Origin of the sequence: Streptococcus salivarius (genome assembly GCF_009738225.1) — a bacterium.
In the GTDB taxonomy this organism is placed as follows: domain Bacteria; phylum Bacillota; class Bacilli; order Lactobacillales; family Streptococcaceae; genus Streptococcus.
In genome coordinates, this window is record NZ_CP018187.1 from 1724429 (window position 1) to 1742984 (window position 18556).

The window sequence follows — 18556 nt, forward strand, 5'->3', positions numbered from 1 at the left end:
GTGATGTAACTAGCCTTAATCCATACTCTTCAGCTCAAGAACCATATCACGGATTTGAGCCGCCAACTCGAAGTCAAGCAGTTCTGCCGCTTCGTGCATTTGCTTTTGAAGTTTCTTGATGGCTTCTTGGCGTTCTTTCTTGTTCATGGCACTGTAGTCCACAGTATCTTCTGCCACTTCTGCTTCATTAGCCTTGGTAATAGAAATAAGGTCACGAATTTCTTTCTTAATCGTTTGTGGAACAATGCCATGCTCCTTATTATAGGCCATCTGGATTTCACGACGACGAGCTGTTTCATCCATGGCCTTCTGCATAGACTCTGTAATCTTATCCGCATACATGATAACGTGCCCCTCACTATTTCGGGCAGCACGTCCGATTGTTTGGATAAGTCCACGTTCATTACGAAGGAAGCCTTCCTTATCAGCATCCAAAATAGCAACCAGACTAACTTCAGGAACGTCAATCCCCTCACGGAGAAGGTTAATACCGATAAGAACATCAAAGACACCCAAACGTAGGTCACGGATAATCTCAGTACGCTCTAGAGTCTTAATGTCAGAGTGCATGTATTTGACCTTGACACCCATTTCCTTGAGATAGTCAGTCAAGTCTTCAGCCATCTTCTTAGTCAAAGTGGTTACAAAGACACGCTCGCCTTTTTCAGTACGAGCATTGATTTCACCGAGGAGGTCATCCATTTGTCCCATGGTTGGACGAACTTCGACTTCTGGATCAAGAAGCCCTGTCGGACGGATAATTTGCTCAACGACAGTCTCAGTTTGCTCCATCTCATAGTCACCTGGAGTAGCAGACACATAGACAATCTGATGAACATGACTCTCAAATTCTTCACGTCGAAGGGGACGGTTATCAAGTGCCGATGGCAAACGGAAACCGTAATCAACCAACATCTTCTTACGAGCTTGGTCCCCGTTATACATTCCCTTAATCTGACCCATGGTCATGTGGCTTTCATCAATCATTATGAGGAAATCTTCTGGGAAGAAATCAAGCAAGGTGAAAGGTGGCTCGCCTTCTTTACGACCATCCATGTGTCGTGAGTAGTTTTCAACACCATTGGTGTAGCCCATCTCACGAAGCATTTCAACATCGTATTCTGTCCTTTGGCGGATACGTTGAGCCTCGATGAGCTTACCCTCAGCTTCAAATTGCTTAACCTGAGCTTCCATCTCTTCCATAATATTCTGGATGGCTTCTTCCATATGCTCTTCATTGGTCATAAAGTGAGTCGCGGGGAAAAGAACAAGGTGCTCAACTTCACCTAGATTGCGTCCTGTCAGACTCTCAATCTCACAGATGCGGTCAATCTCATCACCGAAAAATTCGACACGAAAGGCATGTTCATCACGGCTAGCCGGGAAAATCTCGACCACATCACCGCGTACACGGAATTTCCCACGTTGGAAATCAATGTCATTTCGCTCAAACTGGATATCAACTAGGTCATTGAGCAACTTATCTCGAGAAATCTCTTGACCTGGTCGAAGGCTGACTGCTGAATCAGCATATTCTTTAGGCGAACCCAAACCGTAAATACAAGAAACAGAAGCCACAACGATAACATCATTACGCTCAAGGAGGGCCGACGTTGCTGAGTGTCGTAGCTTATCAATTTCATCGTTTACAGAGCTATCTTTTTCGATATAGGTATCTGATGATGGCACATAGGCCTCTGGCTGGTAGAAATCATAGTAGGAAACGAAGTATTCTACAGCATTGTCTGGGAAAAACTCCTTGAATTCTCCGTAAAGCTGACCTGCCAAAGTTTTATTATGGGCGATAACCAAGGTTGGTTTATTCACGCGCTGGATGACCTGACTCATGGTATAGGTCTTACCTGTCCCTGTCGCTCCCTTTAGGATTTGAGCCTTCTCCCCACCTTCAATATTATCAACCAAGGCTTCAATGGCCTGAGGTTGGTCCCCAGAAGGTTCATATTTAGAAACCAAATGAAATTGGTTGTCTTCTTTTCTATCTATCATGGTTTTTCCTTTCATTTATGTAATCATTCATCTCTTGGTCGGAGAAAAATTCTCCACTAGTGATGGGAATATGTATCATTCGTGTCTCAGCAACGTATTTGCGCTTTCTTCGTGTCTGATAACCGAGTTTTTTATCATATTTCAAGGCCGTTTTACTATCTTTGAAAAAAATGTATAAAACTCTATACCTCTTCCTTTCCCAAGACCTTATATTCCCGAAATCATAGATACGTTTTAGGATATAGTATATAGTTGATGAGTGTTTGGCATCATCCATTGGCGTTGACCAATCCTTCATAACCAAGTCAATCTCAGACAGCGGAATCTCAAAGGTGACCCGTCCACATAACCTTCCATAATAAATAAAGGTATCATTGTTAATTTCCAATATTTTTTTATGACCTTTAAGTCTCACAATACCGTCAACTAAATTAATCAGAGCATGAAGAAATATTAGTAAAACGAGGAAGGCAACACAGTTATCCACAAAATTCCCAAAACGATAATCATCTATAAGAAAACAACAGAATAAACCGATGGAAGCGATAAGAAGTATAAGTCCATAGACAATCTGTACCCAAATCATACCTTGCTCAATCTTAACTATCATCTCTTCCTCTTTTACAAACTTTACTTCTATTTTAACATAGAAGTAAAAAGACCGAGTCTTTAGAACTCAGCCTTAAAAGTTTTCTTTCTTTAATTGTAATCGAAGAATGATGATACCTACCACCAGAACCACACAGGTAACGATATTCCCTTCTAGGCCAAAGGCACCACCTGACAACCAATCAGGTACACCTGACCTGGCCTGAAAGTGCAATAAGCTGCCGCCTGCATTCTGTCCACTAACTGACACGCCAACTAGATTTCCTTGCGCGAAGTTCCAAGCACCGTGAAGGGCAGCAACACCCCAGATATTATCTGTCTTGAGCATGTAAAGAGCCATGAGAACACCCACTAAAACAATACTGATGAGAGACAAGGCGGTAACTCCTTGATTTCCCAAGTGTAGCATTGAAAAGAGAGAACTTGAAATAGCAATTCCCCAAGAAAGGTTCAATCTATTAGTCACCGTCTGAAGCAACCAACCACGTGTCACCAGTTCCTCGGTTCCACCTTGGATAAACCAGAAAGGTATTAGGGAAAGTATGTATAAGAGGGTTTTCTGCGAAAAGTCTACCTTCACAAATTCTAAACCGCCTAGTAAATAAGTCCCAAGGAAACTAACTAACAAGAGTAAAGTCCCAAATCCCCACCCCTTAAGCAAGTTCAACCAAATATGCCCCTTAAAAAATCCAAGTGTACGAATGGGACGTTTTTCAACAACTTTAACCCAGAAAAAGATAGCTAAGGCAGTAAAGGCAAAGGCTCCCAACTGAAAATACAAGGTTGAAAATATTTTATAGTAAATCGAATGTGTATCCTGGAACTGAATGTTGCCATTTAATACTAGGAACGAAAGAACAATAGCCATTGGAATTCCCACAACAATCCCTGATAGAAATCCACTTATAAGGAAATAACCAAAGGCAATAAAACAGGACAGCATAATCATCAGCCAACTTGGGACTTTATCATATAGGCTAGTATATTTCTCAAGCATACGTTTCTTCATTTTTTTAGCTCCTGTAACAAATCTTACATGTATTCGATTACAGTGTAACTAATTGACACAAGCTTGTCAAATTCTTCTAAAACTCTTCTCATATCTAACGAACTTTGTTATATTTCCTAACATCAAACTCTAAGAAGTTTGATAACAAGACCTTTTTTTGATAGAATAGGAAGGTATTTTATAAAGGAGACTTTTTATAATGAAGAAAAAACTTCTGACACTCTTCTTGAGTGTCATGTCAGTTTTCTTTGTTTTCGGAGCAAAGGTATCTGCCGAGACTATCTCAGTCGTTTCAGACACAGCCTATGCCCCATTTGAATTCAAAGATTCTGATCAGACCTACAAGGGTATCGACGTTGATATCATCAACGAAGTTGCCAAACGTAAAAATTGGGACGTTAACCAAACCTTCCCTGGTTTCGATGCAGCTGTCAATGCTGTTCAATCAGGCCAAGCTGACGCCCTTATGGCCGGTACTACTGTTACCGACGCACGTAAGAAGGTCTTTACTTTCTCAGACACTTATTACGACACCTCAATTGTTATCTACACACGTAGTAGCGATAAAGTCAGCGACTACAAACAATTGAAGGGTAAAACAGTCGGTGTTAAAAACGGTACCGCTTCTCAAACTTGGCTTGATAAAAATGCTAGCAAATATGGTTTCACTGTTAAAACTTTTGACACTAGCGACTTGATGAACAACAGCTTGGATTCTGGTTCTGTTGATGCAGCTATGGACGACACACCAGTTGTTAAATACGCTATTGGTCAAGGAAAAGACTACGCTATCAACATTAAGCCTGAATCTATCGGTAGCTTCGCTTTCGCTGTTAAAAAAGGTGGAAAACACGAAGATCTTATCAAAGATTTCAACGAAGCTCTTAAGGAAATGAAGAATGACGGCACCTACGACAAAATCATGAACAAATGGTTGGGTGACTCATCAAAATCTTCTTCATCAAAACCTTCAGCAGATCTTAAATTGACTGGTGATGCCAACGCAAAAGCCACTCCTGCTAAGGAAACCTACACTATCTCAATGGACTCATCTTTTGCTCCATTCGAATATCAAAATGGTTCAGGTAAATATGTAGGTATCGATGTCGATATCATCAATGCCATTGCTAAAAACCAAGGTTTCAATGTCAAATTGACAAACCCTGGTTTCGATGCATCACTTAATGCTGTACAATCTAGCCAAGCTGATGCCGTATTGGCTGGTATGACCATCACTGATGCTCGTAAACAAATCTTTGACTTCTCAGATCCTTACTACACATCAAACATTCGTTTGGCTGTAGCTAAAGGAAGTAAGGTTAAATCTTACAAGGATCTCAAAGGTAAGACTGTAGGAGCTAAAAATGGTACGTCATCTTACTCATGGTTGGAAGACCATGCTGGTGAATATGGCTTTACTGTTCGTGCTTACGATGAAGCTTCTACTATGTACGACAGCTTGAACTCTGGTTCAATCGATGCTCTTATGGATGATGAAGCCGTTCTTCTATACGCTATCCAACAAGGGCGTAACTTTACAACACCAATTGAAGGTATTGCTACTGGTGAAGTCGGCTTTGCTGTTAAAAAAGGTGCTAATCCTGAGTTGATTGAAATGTTCAACAATGGTTTAGCTGCTATCGTTAAAGATGGTACTTACGATAAGATTATCAATAAATACCTCGATAGCAACAAATCAAAAGAAGGAAGCACAAAAAAAGCTACCGATGAAACAACCATTGTAGGCTTGATTAAAAACAACTACAAACAACTTCTCCAAGGTCTTGGAATTACCCTTGGTTTGACCCTTCTTTCATTTGCTATTGCCATGATTATCGGTGTTATCTTCGGTATGATGGCAGTTGCACCAAACAAGACACTTCGTGTGATTTCACAAGTCTTTGTTGACGTGGTTCGTGGTATCCCATTGATGATCGTTGCAGCCTTCATCTACTGGGGTATTCCTAACTTGATTGAAAATATCACTGGTCACCAGTCACCAATCAATGACTTCGTGGCAGCAACAATCGCCCTCTCACTTAACGGTGGTGCTTACATTGCCGAAATTGTACGTGGTGGTATCGAAGCTGTCCCAATTGGTCAGATGGAAGCCAGCCGAAGCTTGGGTGTTCCTTACAATACAACAATGCGTAAGGTCATCTTGCCACAGGCGGTTCGCTTGATGTTGCCAAACTTCATCAACCAATTTGTTATCTCATTGAAAGATACGACTATCGTATCCGCTATCGGTTTGGTTGAACTCTTCCAAACTGGTAAAATCATCATTGCTCGTAACTACCAATCATTCCGTATGTATGCGATCTTGGCCATCCTTTACTTGGTCATCATCACATGCTTGACGAAATTGGCTAAACGACTAGAAAAGAGACTTAAATAATGGCTGAATTGAAAATCGATGTGCAGGACTTGCACAAATCATACGGCGACAATGAAGTCCTTAAAGGCATTGACGCCAAATTCTACGAAGGTGACGTTGTATGTATCATCGGTCCTTCAGGTTCAGGTAAATCAACCTTCCTTCGTACCCTTAACCTACTTGAGACAGTGACATCTGGTAAAGTAGTCGTTGATGGCTATGAATTATCAGACCCTAAGACAGACCTTGACAAAGCCCGTGAAAATATCGGGATGGTCTTCCAACATTTCAACCTCTTCCCACACATGACAGTCCTTGAAAACGTAACATTTGCACCTGTTGAACTTGGACGTATGAACAAGGAAGAAGCTGATAAATTAGCTATGGATCTTCTTGATCGTGTTGGACTTGCTGACAAAGCCGATGCTACACCTGATAGCTTGTCAGGTGGACAAAAACAACGTGTGGCAATTGCACGTGGTTTGGCAATGAATCCTGATATCATGCTCTTTGACGAACCTACTTCTGCCCTTGACCCCGAAATGGTCGGAGACGTTCTTAACGTTATGAAAGAATTGGCAGAGCAAGGTATGACCATGATTATCGTTACTCACGAAATGGGATTTGCCCGTCAAGTTGCCAACCGAGTAATCTTTACTGCGGACGGTGAGTTCCTCGAAGATGGTACTCCAGATCAAATCTTTGATAACCCACAACACCCACGTTTGAAAGAATTCTTGGACAAGGTTCTAAACGCCTAATCATTAAAACAGCTACTTCGACTGAAGTAGCTGTTTTTGATTGCCATTTTGGATAAGAAAAACAGAGCAAGTGCTAGACTTGCTCTGTTTCTTCATTTAATTCAGGGTGTTTTGCTGCTTCTTCCCTTGCCAAGCGTTCACGCTCAAGACGGAGTTTTCGGTTAGGATTTAAGCGCGTAAAGAGTTCTTCAAGTTTCTTTGGATTCCAAACATCGGCCGCAGAAACAAAATTTCCATCTTTATCCCTAAAGGATATCGGTTTATCTCCCATTGTAAACCTCTTATTTCAATATTTTAATATTCACCAACTTCACGTAGTTAGTAAGGTTGCTTGGCAGACCGCCATAGCGACTGGCCTAGACTATCTTGTGCTTCAGCACTTAGAGAGTCTTTCAACGTCAATCCACAAACTCAAACTCGAAGTTACCGATACGAACGATGTCGCCATCCTTAGCACCACGTTCACGAAGCGCTTCATCAACTCCCATACCACGCAATTGACGTGCAAATTTCATGATAGATTCGTCACGTTCCATGTTAGTCATGACAAAGAGTTTTTCAAGTTTCTCACCAGAAAGTACCCATGAGGCATCGTCGTCACGGCTAATTTCAAATGGACGTTCATCCTCGTTAAAGCCGTAGTACACTTCTTCTTGTTCCATATCGTCTTCGCTATAAAGCAAGAATTCATCAGTCTCATCAAGCAACTCTGCAGTAGCTTCCAAGAGATTTTCCAAACCTTGGTGAGCCAAACTTGAAATTGGGAAAATTTGTGGTAACTCATCAAATTCATCATAGTTAGCAGCCAATTTTTCCTTAAACTCTTTCAAGTTTTCCTCAGCCCCAGGCATGTCCATCTTATTAGCCACAATAATTTGTGGACGTTCCATCAAGCGAAGGTTGTAAGTTTCCAACTCTTTGTTAATTTGAAGATAATCCTCGTAAGGATCACGCCCTTCACTTGCTGACATATCAATCACATGAAGGATAACACGTGTACGCTCAATGTGGCGAAGGAACTGTGTTCCCAAACCAACACCCTGGCTAGCCCCCTCAATCAACCCTGGAAGGTCAGCCAAGGCAAAGCTCTCACCTGACTTCGTACGAACCATCCCCAAGTTAGGAACAATTGTCGTAAAGTGATAGGCACCAATCTTTGGTTTTGCTGCTGTTACCACACTGAGAATCGTTGATTTACCAACGGATGGGAAACCAACCAAACCAACATCCGCCAAAATCTTCAATTCCAATTGAAGTTCACGTTCTTCACCTGGTTCACCATTTTCAGCGATTTCGGGAGCAGGGTTACGAGGTGTCGCAAAACGGATATTTCCACGTCCACCACGTCCACCGTGAGCAACGACAAACTCTTGGCCATCCTCAACCATATCAGTAATAACCTTGCCTGTCTCAGCATCACGCACCGTTGTACCAGGCGGGATACTAACGATGAGGTCTTCAGCACCTCGACCGTGCATTCCCTTAGTCATCCCTTTTTCGCCATTCTTAGCCTTGAATTTACGATTATAACGGAAATCCATAAGGGTACGTAAGCCTTCGTCAACTTTGAAAATGACTGAGCCACCCTTACCACCGTCACCGCCCCAAGGACCGCCATTGGGTACATATTTCTCACGACGGAAGGCAACCATCCCGTCACCACCACGACCAGCTTTGACACTAATCTTGGCTGTATCTAAAAACATACTCATCTCTATTTCTCTCTTTCTGATTTGTATGCCATGTACAAATTCAATCACAAACGAAAGAATTTCCGACATACACAAAAAAACGCTTGATAGCGTCTTAAAGGACAGCTGCGACTGCTTGGAAAATCAATGCCCCAACTGTTACTAATAGCATAATCAAAACGACCAATACTGTTAGACGTTCAAAAAATGATTTCTTACGTGGTCCGTTATCTCCAAATGCCACTTGAATTTACCTCGTTTTTTCTTCTAATATTTCACAATAATAGTAACAAAAATCTGCCTATTTCGCAACTCTTAGACTAGCTTAAGCCAAAGGAATTCCAAAAACCGTTAAAGCTTCCAACTCCTCCTCGGTCAAACGTCGCCAAGCACCGACTTCTAAATCATTGGGCAGGCTTAAAGGCCCCATACTTAGACGTTGTAACTCTGTCACTTCCTTACCACAAGCTGCTACCATACGCTTAACCTGATGAAATTTCCCTTCAGCAATGGTAATCTGAACCAGGCTAGTCCCAATAGCCCTATCTACTGAAATAATCTCTAGTTTAGCTGGTTGGCAAGTGTGATCTTTGAGTTCAATTCCTTTTTCAAAAGCCAGAATATCCTCCTGATCCATGATTCCATCAACCTTAACCCGATAAATCTTATCAACATGTTTCTTTGGAGACAGCATAGCGTGAGCTAAATCGCCATTATTGGTCAAAAGCAGGAGACCGTGAGTATCAATATCCAAACGTCCAACAGGAAAGACCTGCTTATGTCTAGCTGTATCATCCAGTAAATCAAGCACTGTCTTGTGACGAGCATCCTCCGTCGCTGAAATGACACCCTGAGGCTTATTTAAAAGATAGTAAACAAAGGTCTCGTGTGTTAATGCTTGACCTTGAAAAGCAATCTGGTCTTGATTCTCATCAATCTGAGTCTTGGGCGACGTCTCCACCTGACCATTTACGGTCACTTGCTTCTTTTTGAGAAAGGTCTTGACTTGACTGCGACTACCAACACCACAATCAACCAAAAACTTATCCAGACGCATCTATACTTCCTCCTTTATTGGAATCCAAACTTCCATCTCATAATCTTCAGCCTGACGATTCCCTGGTGGATAAACCTCTACAGTTGGCTGATCAATCATTTCAAAATGTTTCTTAGCATAATGAAAACTCTCCCAAACAGCTGCTGTTGCAGGCCCTCTAAGTTTAAAAACTGCATAAGTAGCCGGTGCAAGAGCAATCATTTCCATACTATCATCCTCACCAGCCAAGGCCGTTACATAAGTCTTGCGACTACCATCATTGATCCGAATACCATAGGTAGGAACAGCCAAATCATCTTGTTCTGCCAAAAAGGACACCCAAAGGAAGTCTGTTGGCTTACCTAGTTCCTCGCCTTCAAAAGCCATCCCTGAAAAACTCAAAAATCCCTTTCGAACAACCTTCACATCATAACGAACGGTTACTAAATCCAGCTTTTGAATCACCTTTTTCAGTTTTGTCAGTTCAACTGGAATCTCATCCGCTAGGACATAGGAAATCTTTTCTACAAATGCTTCTTTTTCAGCATTACCAGAACCTATAGGAACCAAGACCCAATCTTCTGCTGTAACACTTTGATCTTCACAAAGGTAGGTAAAGCGTTTTCCCCCTTCGTTAAAAGACACATCAGCTAAACGAAAAAGGGGCTCAGGCAAATCGACAACCACCATCTCAAGCCCCTTTGCCTGAAACAAGAGCTCCTGATCCCTTACACGCACCTTCATAGCCAAGCTATCACTATCAATAGAAAAGCTGTTAGCCGAGTCCATTACAGACTGGAAGAAGGCCTGGTGTAACCCTGAAAAAGTCCAGACAGCATGCCAACGACACATCATCTCATAATCATCAATGGTCACAAGAAGAGAGAGCTCCTGCTGGTCTGACGCATAAGAATAGGCTTGAACGCTCAATTGGTCTGGTGTCAGGTAGTCATTAACAAAGACCGCAAAGTCATCCATGGTTTGAAAATCTGACATAAACGCTCCTTTTTTATTCCTCGACCGAGCCTGTCACATACATGGTAAATGTAGCCCTTGTAAGGATTTTCTCTTCCTGATTAGTAACGACAACTTCCACCACCTTAGTCGTCTTACCATTATGAACACACAGGCCTTCAATCTTGAGTTGGTCAGACAAATGCCCTGCCTTGAGATAATTGATATTAGACTGAAGCGTCACCGCATAGTCGCCTGTTGAAATGGCCACGAGCCCTGCGACCTGATCACAAAGCGTAAACAAATACCCCCCGTGAGCATTACCAAAATAATTCAGGGACTTCTCAACCACCTTAGTTGTCACGATGACATGTCCCGTTTCAAATAGTTCTTCTTGAAAATTCTCAAACACACGGATTTCATGTAGTTTGTCTTGCATAGCAAGCCCTCCTATTGTTGCTCATTCCACACCTAGTGAAATGACACGTCTTTATCTACTAGTATAACACGAAGTTCATAAAGGATAGTAAGCTTATTTGGCTAAGCTAATATCAACCTGAATATCTTCACGAAAGAGCTTCTTCACTCGGCAAAAATTATCCACAAAAGCCAAGAGTTCTTGCTCATTTTCCAAAATCAAATCCTCAGGTAAATGAATGGCAAGGGTGAAATGCCCTTCTTCATAGTTGGAATCAACCTGAATAGCAAGCTCCTCGATTCCCTGATACTTGGCAAAATAACTCTGTAGACACATGGTCACACAGGAAGCCAAGGCAATATTCACCAAGCTCATCGGTGTTTCCCCATCTTCCGTGTAGCCAAAAAGTTCCACAGGTGCTCCATAACCCTCTGAAAACGAATGGAAACGTTTGTCACCTTTAATTGTTGTTTGATACATCATATCACCTCAATCTTTTTTTATTATTATAACAAAGAGAGCCTTAAGGACCGAGCTGAACGCTTTGAAATATCTATCAAAAGAAGAAAAAGCGTAAGGGCTTTTAGCTCTTATTTTCCAATAGATTAACCTTGTACAACACTGATATTACCGAGGGATTACAGTTGGGTAAAAACAACTGGAAGCGCTTTTAAAATTTCGTTTTTTCATTTAAAATGAATTTACTAAGAAAAAAGGGAGACTATTATGAAAACATTTTCTAAATTAACTTTAGCCTCTGTCTCAGTTCTTGCCTTGTTGACCTTAGCAGCATGTGGCAACTCTAAAGACAAAACTGACTCGTCATCTTCAGCACCATCATCAAGTAAGGTGACCAAAGAATCTTCTTCAACTGATTCAAGTGCTTCAGTAAAAGTCAACAAAGACGGATCAACTGAGGTCAGCGATGGAAACGGTAACTCAGCAAAAACAAACGGTAATAATACTGTCGAAGCCAACGATAGCGAAGGTAACAGCGCAACAGTTGGTCAAGATGGCTCAGTCGACGTTAATAGCCAAGACGGTACAAATGTCAAAGTTGGATCAGACGGGACTGTCTCAATTGGTAACTAAATAAGATAAAAAAGGCTAGCTCTTCTGCTAGTCTATTTTTTAGATTTAGATTGATGTAAACGCTTCCTGAAAGTGCTATAATAGGCGTGGAAATCCAAATTCAGGAGGTGAGACAATGAAAAATAAAATCGTCTTGGGATGTTTGGCTGCAGCGACTTGTGAGATTCTCTTTGGGCTCAGTTTTATCTTTACCAAATCTATTACAGCACAGGTCAGTGACCTGGCTTTAATCTCTTGGCGCTTTGTCACAGCCTTCCTTTTTATCAATCTCTATTTTCTCATCAGTCGACGTCGGATAAACATTAACGGTAGAAATCTTAAACCTCTGACACGTATTGCCATCCTCAATCCGATAATCTATTTTATCTGTGAAACCATTGGCATTCGTATGACGACGGCTTCTGAAAGTGGGGCCTTTCTGGCCTGCATCCCAGTCGTTGCCCTTATCATGTCTAGCCTTATTTTAAAAGAATGGCCTAGCCGTTGGCAGGTGGTCGGTGTCATCACAACCCTCATCGGTATCATCATAGCTGTCTTTGCTGCTGGCGGTTCTACCCACTTCTCCTTGGTGGGCTACTTGATTCTAGGTCTAGCAGTCGTCTCCTACGCCCTCTATTGCGTTGATGTCGAAAGAGCCAGTCAATTTAGTAGCCTTGAGATTACCTATTTTATGCTTGCCAGTGGTTGCCTGACATTTGGACTCTTTGCACTCAGCCAAGGCTTTCTAGCAGGTGATTTGAAAGAGCTCTTGCTTCTCCCTGTGAGCAATCCAAAATTCACTATCACCATCCTTTATCAAGGCTTGGGATGCAGTGTTCTGGGCTATCTGCTATCAAATTTTGCCATCGCAAATATCGGAGTTAACCGAACAGCATCCTTTATTGGGATTTCGACAATTATCTCAATTCTAGCTGCTGTTGTCGTCTTAGGAGAACCCTTCTCGCAGCTACAAATTTTTGCAGGCATTTTAGTCGTCCTGGGCGTCTATGTGGCCAATAAAACCTAAAACTCTCGGGAATTAATCTTCCGAGAGTTTTTTAGTCTTAATCAAGCTCTGTTTGAATCAAAACGACGAGTTCTTCCTCATTAGGAATACTACTTACCGCAGTCGGCACAGGTAAAGGCTTATCTCCATAGCCCTTTATAATATGTGATAAAAACACAGATGCTTTGGTCATGGCAAGAGGCAAAGAATCTGCCCTAATGCTACGACCAAAGTCAGGAAAACTAATTTGATAACCTTCCTCAATCGTGTGAAAAATCGCTGGATATTCGTATAACATGTCTCTTCCCCCATTTCAATACTAGACTCCTCTATGATAGGATGAGTTTGAGGAGAAGTCAACCAAAAATTGTTACAAAGAGAGAGTGGAACCATTCGAAACAATACAGCAAAGTTAAAAATAAGGCTTAGTCCGTATTCAACTTGAGAAAGTGGCACCGATTCGGTGCTTTTTTGATGCACTAAGAGTCCCTTGGAATTATCCAAAGGACTCTTTTTATCTGTTCTATTTCTTAACCTCATCCAAAATCTCAATTACCTTATACAAATCTGGTTCTGTGATTTGATAAGGCGCTTGTTCACGGACAATTGGTTTGGCACAAAAGGCGATACCAATACCAGCTGTCTTAATCATAGGTAAATCATTGGCACCGTCACCCATTGCAATGGTTTGCGAGAGTTCGAGACCATTTTCTGCTGCCCAATCTTTGAGTTTGGCTACCTTGACATCTTTGGTAACAATCTCACCATAAACCTTACCAGTTAAGACACCATCAACCACCTCTAGGTGATTAGCCTTGACATAATCGATTCCTGCTTCAGCTGCTAGTCTATCCACAGTCTCATGGAAGCCTCCAGAAACCAAGCCTACCTTAAAACCACGGGCATGAAGTTCATCCACCAGTTCCTTAGCTCCTTTGTTGAAATGAATACGAGCATAGACCTTATCAAATATACTCTCTGGCAATCCCTTGAGGGTCGCTACACGCTCATTCAAGGCCTGTCTAAAATCCAATTCTCCACGCATGGCACGCTCTGTGATTTCAGCAACTTCTTGACCAACGCCTGCTTCTTCTCCCAATAAATCGATAACTTCTTCTTGGACTAGCGTTGAATCTACGTCCATAACTAATAAACCTTTAATTTCTGACATAATTACCTCGATTCTTTGATGCCTATCTAAGCCTTCACTAGATTTAATTTTAACATGAAATGAAAAACGGATCTTACAAAAAATTCTGGACCCTAGTCCAGAATCTTTCTCTTACATACGAATTTGTTCGCGTGTCTTCTCGTAAGATGATACAAAACGATCTGTCACACCTGGTTCAACTGTTTCCAAGGCGTAAGAGATTTCTTCCAAAGATGCATCATAATCATGGTCAACTTCAAACAATTTAAGCGCATGTTCAAAGCTGCTTTGAACAGCAGGTTCAAACGAACGGTAGCGGTTTGAGTATTGCAAGAGTTGCTCAGTCAAGGTTGCATTTTGAACAACCAAGTAGGCAGTCTCTTCCAAATGATCAATGGCATTTTTAGATGTTTCTGTCAAACGCATTACCGCATCGATATTGATACGTCCACGGCTGAGTTCATCCATAAGGGCCTCAATTTGAGCACTTGTTGAGAAGAATACACTCAAGAAGGATTGAGGAATACCTGGAAGGTTACGTTTTTCCATGTAACGTTTGATAACATGCAATTTATTAACATAAACATCAAGCTCTTCACGTGCCTTAGCTTCGTTTTTCTCAATAGCCTGAAGTTTTTCAAAGACCTCAACCTGACCATTTTCAACAGCAGACAAGGTATTGAGACTCTTTTCAAAGATCTTTTCAAGTTCTGAGAAAGGTTTCACCTGAGTTTCAAAGTTTTCAAGGGTTGGAAGCACAGCTGTCTCCACACCTGAAATATCAGACGCAAAGCTACGAACATCTGCCGCATAAGTTTCATCGAAGATATAAGTCAACATGAGACGCTCAAGCTCTTCTTGAAGTTTCTTGTTGTTTTCTTTAGCATGCTTGAGATAATCTGGCAAAATTTTCTTTTGACGCATAACAACCTTGTATGATGCAATTTCACGTTCGAAAATGCTATACAAGTTGTCAATTTTTTCTTGAATCTCAGCGTTTTCTTCTTCCGCACGGTCCAAATCAAGAGAAACCAACTCACTTGAGTTTGAACGGATAGCTTCACGAATTTCTTGGAAGCGACGTTCGATATTTTTTTCAGGGAAGTGATAATTTTGCTCAATCAACTTGCGGTAGCCAGACTCCAAATCATCCAACTGATCTGGGAAATCATCTTCCAACTTAGCTACAATAGCAGGAATCTTCTCTGAAATTTGACCCAATGCAATGGTGTGCTCTTCAGCACGGTCCAAGATACTTGATGCCTCAACAGGGTCACCTGATGAGTTAAGCGTCACGAATTCTGCAAACTCAGCTTCAATGTTTTTAAGCTGTTTATTGATTTCGGTCATGGTAGAACCGAAATTATCAGAGTTTTCCTCGATTGAGTTTTGCAACTCTTCGTACAAGTCTAGTGCATGCTTAACACGAGCACTGTTCTTTTCTTCTTGTTCTTTCAAGGTTGAGAGCGCCTCGCGGATAGACTTGATGTCTTCTTCCACAAGATCCAACTGACTCTCAATGTTATTAATTTCACCACTAGCCTTGAAGAAATGGAAGGTATCGTTCATATTTTCAGCTTCGAAAATATGATTTTCAATATCTGCGAATGAATTTGTCGAGATATCTATCCATTTCTGATTCCATTCACGGAAGGTTGTCTGACTTTGTCCAATCAAGTGAAGCTTTTTGACTTCTTCAATTTCTTCATTAACTGGCAAGTCAAATAATCTTTGCTTGCGTTCTTCAAGCTCTGCAATCCGCGAATCATTTCGTTTTCTAATAAGAATACCGACTAAGTAAGCGATAATTACGAGCATAACTACCACTACAATCAGTAAAACAATTCCGCTAGACATAGTTTCTCCTTAATCGTCTATTATGTTCATAAATGTAGAATAACATTACGATTATATCATAGTTATCCTAGCATTGCACCCTTTTCTAAAAGAATATTAGATATCTAGAGTACTGTAAACGGCATTTTCTTCGATAAATTCGCGGCGAGGTTCAACCTTGTCTCCCATCAGCATATCGAAAATCTTATCTGCTTCTGCAGCATCATCCACAGAAACACGTGCCATCAAACGATTTTCAGGATCCATGGTTGTTTCCCAAAGTTGGTGGTCATCCATTTCACCCAAACCTTTATAACGTTGTACCGTAGGTTTTGAACGTCCCACACTATACTTTTCAAGAGCAGCACGCAATTTGTCTTCTTGATCGGCACCAGGTTGGATGTATTCTTTAATCTCAGAACCAACCTTAACCCCATAAATTGGTGGTTGAGCGATGTAGACATAGCCTGCTTCCAAGACTGGACGCATAAAGCGGTAAATCAAAGTCAGAAGCAAGGTACGGATGTGAGCCCCATCGACATCGGCATCGGTCATAATGACCAACTTGTGGTAACGTGCCTTACTGACATCAAATTCAGCTCCAAAACCTGTTCCCATAGCTGTGAAGAGAGAACGAATTTCTTCATTGGCTAGAATCTTATCCATGCTAGCCTTCTCAACGTTCAAAATTTTACCTCGAATTGGCAAGATAGCTTGGAATTCACGGTTACGCCCTGACTTAGCAGAACCACCGGCTGAGTCCCCTTCGACAATGAAAAGTTCATTCATTTCGGCATTGTTTGATGAACAGTCTGCCAACTTCCCTGGAAGGTTAGAAATTTCAAGCCCTGACTTCTTACGTGTCACTTCACGGGCACGCTTAGCGGCGATACGGGCCTTAGAAGCCAAAATCCCTTTTTCAACAATCTTCTTAGCAATAGCAGGATTTTCCAAGAGGAAGCGACTCAGAGCTTCACTGAAGAGGCGATTGGTAATCTTAACCACTTCAGAGTTTCCAAGCTTGGTCTTGGTTTGACCTTCAAACTGTGGGTTTGGATGCTTGACAGAGATGATAGCAGTCAACCCTTCACGAACATCATCCCCAGTCAAATTATCATCTTTTTCTTTGAGAATCTTATTCTGACGCGCATAGTCATTAATGACACGCGTTAAGGCTGTACGGAAACCTTGTTCGTGGGTACCACCTTCATGGGTGTGAATGTTGTTAGCAAAACTCATCACCGTTTCATGATAGCCAGTTGTGTATTGCATAGCAACTTCAACCGAAATACCATCCATCTCACCATCAGTGTAGATAGGTTCGTCAAAGATAACATCCTTGTTTTCATTGATGTATTTCACATAAGACGTGATACCACCTTCGTAGTGATAATGTTTCTCTTGTTCGAGACCCTCACGCTTATCTGTGATAGAGATACGGAGCCCCTTATTCAAAAAGGCTAGCTCTTGGATACGTTTAGCCAATTTTCCAAAATCAAACTCGGTTGTTTCTTGGAAAATCTCTGGGTCTGGCGTAAAGTGGACAGTCGTACCATGTTTCTCTGTTTCACCAATTACTGCTAAATCTGCTACCACGACCCCACGTTTATACTCTTGGAAGTGGATATGGCCATTTTTATAAACCTTAACATCAAGTTGTGTTGAGAGGGCATTAACGACCGAAGAACCAACCCCATGCAAACCACCAGAGACCTTATAACCGCCTCCGCCAAATTTACCACCAGCGTGAAGTACTGTAAAGACCGTTTCAACTGCAGGACGGCCAGTTTTTTCTTGGATATCGACTGGAATACCACGACCATCATCGACAACCGTAATAGAATTATCCGGCTCAATAAAGACTTGAATATGAGTGGCGAAACCAGCCAAGGCCTCATCGATTGAGTTATCGACAATCTCCCATACCAAATGATGCAACCCCTCTTTTGAGGTTGAGCCAATATACATACCTGGGCGCATACGTACCGCTTCAAGTCCCTCTAGGACTTGAATCTGGCTGGCATCATATTCTTGCGCTTTTTCTTCAAGATTTTTTAATTCATCAGTCATTTATGTCACAATCTCCAATAATGATTTATGGCCGTCAACAAGCAAGGTATCCAGACCCGCTACTTTTCCTGCCTCTATATCTATCTGGCGGTCACCAATGACCAAGCCGTGTTTAATATCGTATTTTTTAATTAAATAAAGGAAACTATCTGGACTCGGCTTTCTAGCAAAACCATTTTCAGAAGTTACAACCTCTGTAAAATAAGAGGCAATTTCTGCTTTATCAAGGATGTCTAGCACCAAGTGATTACGGTGGCTAACCAAAAAATTACGCCCACCCTCGGTCATAATCTTAGCTAGGACAGCCCTAGCACCTTCAAAAAGAACAGGTTCCTGTAAATACTTGGCTTCCTCCTGCTTATATAAGGTTCGAAAATCAGCTATATCAGGCGCAAACATAGCAATGGCAGTGCTCGTTGATACCTTAAGGGCATCATAGACTGCTTGAGGTTCTGCTGTACGCTCAAATTGTTCTAAAGTTGCTAGAAAGGCTTGGGTTGATACCTGGTAATTATCCAACAAGGTACCACCCAAATCCCAGATATAATCTCCATAATTCAT

19 protein-coding genes are annotated in these 18556 nt (G+C 41.6%); 4 read left to right on the top strand and 15 right to left on the bottom strand.

The genetic code is table 11. The annotated features are described in order from the left end of the window. Nucleotides 1–15: 15 nt before the first annotated feature. From uvrB to BSR19_RS07775, 3 genes are all read right to left on the bottom strand, one after another. Nucleotides 16–2007: an excinuclease ABC subunit UvrB gene (uvrB, locus tag BSR19_RS07765; RefSeq protein WP_156246953.1), complete on the bottom strand. Its 1992-nt coding sequence runs from the start codon at nt 2005–2007 to the stop codon at nt 16–18. Next, entirely contained in the window at nt 1997–2617 is a 621-nt protein-coding gene (locus BSR19_RS07770) for a hypothetical protein (RefSeq protein ID WP_156246954.1), read from the bottom strand. Before BSR19_RS07770 ends, uvrB begins: the two co-directional genes overlap by 11 nt. Nucleotides 2618–2689: 72 nt before the next feature. Continuing rightward, the gene (locus BSR19_RS07775; protein WP_156246955.1) at nt 2690–3625 is read right to left on the bottom strand and encodes a CPBP family intramembrane glutamic endopeptidase; all 936 of its coding nucleotides are present in this window, start codon (nt 3623–3625) and stop codon (nt 2690–2692) included. 199 nt (nt 3626–3824) lie between these two features. Here BSR19_RS07775 and BSR19_RS07780 point away from each other — a divergent pair, with 199 nt between their 5' ends. Together BSR19_RS07780 and BSR19_RS07785 are read left to right on the top strand one after the other, a co-directional pair. After that, entirely contained in the window at nt 3825–6023 is a 2199-nt protein-coding gene (locus BSR19_RS07780; RefSeq protein WP_048673755.1) for an ABC transporter substrate-binding protein/permease, read from the top strand. Further along, on the top strand, nt 6023–6763 hold the full coding sequence (locus tag BSR19_RS07785; protein ID WP_037601657.1) for an amino acid ABC transporter ATP-binding protein: 741 nt from the start codon (nt 6023–6025) through the stop codon (nt 6761–6763). The genes BSR19_RS07780 and BSR19_RS07785 overlap by 1 nt, the downstream gene beginning before the upstream one ends. Nucleotides 6764–6836: 73 nt before the next feature. Here BSR19_RS07785 and BSR19_RS07790 read toward each other — a convergent pair whose 3' ends face one another. The 7 genes from BSR19_RS07790 to BSR19_RS07820 all read right to left on the bottom strand — a co-directional run bounded on the left by BSR19_RS07790 (nt 6837) and on the right by BSR19_RS07820 (nt 11342). After that, nucleotides 6837–7034 (bottom strand): hypothetical protein, encoded by a 198-nt coding sequence (locus tag BSR19_RS07790; RefSeq protein ID WP_002884415.1) that lies wholly within the window; start codon nt 7032–7034, stop codon nt 6837–6839. Nucleotides 7035–7161: 127 nt separating this feature from the next. Then, nucleotides 7162–8475: a GTPase ObgE gene (obgE, locus tag BSR19_RS07795; protein ID WP_156246956.1), complete on the bottom strand. Its 1314-nt coding sequence runs from the start codon at nt 8473–8475 to the stop codon at nt 7162–7164. A gap of 94 nt (nt 8476–8569) precedes the next feature. Beyond that, complete coding sequence (locus BSR19_RS07800; protein ID WP_002884629.1) at nt 8570–8698, bottom strand: DUF4044 domain-containing protein; 129 nt, start codon at nt 8696–8698, stop codon at nt 8570–8572. Between the two features lie 81 nt (nt 8699–8779). Beyond that, nucleotides 8780–9511, bottom strand: coding sequence for a pseudouridine synthase (locus tag BSR19_RS07805; RefSeq protein WP_084870195.1), 732 nt, complete (start codon nt 9509–9511; stop codon nt 8780–8782). Further along, a complete protein-coding gene (locus BSR19_RS07810; RefSeq protein ID WP_156246957.1) occupies nt 9512–10486 on the bottom strand; it encodes an effector binding domain-containing protein in 975 nt (324 codons plus the stop codon). 13 nt (nt 10487–10499) lie between these two features. After that, the gene (locus BSR19_RS07815) at nt 10500–10883 is read right to left on the bottom strand and encodes a PaaI family thioesterase (protein WP_156246958.1); all 384 of its coding nucleotides are present in this window, start codon (nt 10881–10883) and stop codon (nt 10500–10502) included. 93 nt (nt 10884–10976) lie between these two features. After that, nucleotides 10977–11342, bottom strand: a complete 366-nt coding sequence (locus BSR19_RS07820) for an OsmC family protein (protein ID WP_156246959.1) — start codon at nt 11340–11342, stop codon at nt 10977–10979. A gap of 246 nt (nt 11343–11588) precedes the next feature. Here BSR19_RS07820 and BSR19_RS07825 point away from each other — a divergent pair, with 246 nt between their 5' ends. Both BSR19_RS07825 and BSR19_RS07830 read left to right on the top strand, forming a co-directional pair. Beyond that, on the top strand, nt 11589–11954 hold the full coding sequence (locus tag BSR19_RS07825) for a hypothetical protein (protein ID WP_038676574.1): 366 nt from the start codon (nt 11589–11591) through the stop codon (nt 11952–11954). A gap of 115 nt (nt 11955–12069) precedes the next feature. Continuing rightward, nucleotides 12070–12960, top strand: a complete 891-nt coding sequence (locus BSR19_RS07830) for a DMT family transporter (RefSeq protein WP_138261813.1) — start codon at nt 12070–12072, stop codon at nt 12958–12960. A 37-nt stretch (nt 12961–12997) separates the two neighbouring features. Here BSR19_RS07830 and BSR19_RS07835 read toward each other — a convergent pair whose 3' ends face one another. From BSR19_RS07835 to BSR19_RS07855, 5 genes are all read right to left on the bottom strand, one after another. Continuing rightward, a complete protein-coding gene (locus BSR19_RS07835) occupies nt 12998–13237 on the bottom strand; it encodes a hypothetical protein (RefSeq protein WP_156246960.1) in 240 nt (79 codons plus the stop codon). 225 nt (nt 13238–13462) lie between these two features. Further along, on the bottom strand, nt 13463–14110 hold the full coding sequence (gene serB / locus BSR19_RS07840) for a phosphoserine phosphatase SerB (protein WP_021143771.1): 648 nt from the start codon (nt 14108–14110) through the stop codon (nt 13463–13465). Between the two features lie 111 nt (nt 14111–14221). After that, on the bottom strand, nt 14222–15946 hold the full coding sequence (gene ezrA, locus BSR19_RS07845; RefSeq protein ID WP_037601638.1) for a septation ring formation regulator EzrA: 1725 nt from the start codon (nt 15944–15946) through the stop codon (nt 14222–14224). Nucleotides 15947–16042: 96 nt separating this feature from the next. Then, nucleotides 16043–17995: a DNA topoisomerase (ATP-hydrolyzing) subunit B gene (gene gyrB, locus BSR19_RS07850; protein ID WP_037601635.1), complete on the bottom strand. Its 1953-nt coding sequence runs from the start codon at nt 17993–17995 to the stop codon at nt 16043–16045. Next, complete coding sequence (locus BSR19_RS07855; RefSeq protein WP_155222460.1) at nt 17996–18556, bottom strand: HAD-IA family hydrolase; 561 nt, start codon at nt 18554–18556, stop codon at nt 17996–17998. It lies immediately after the preceding gene.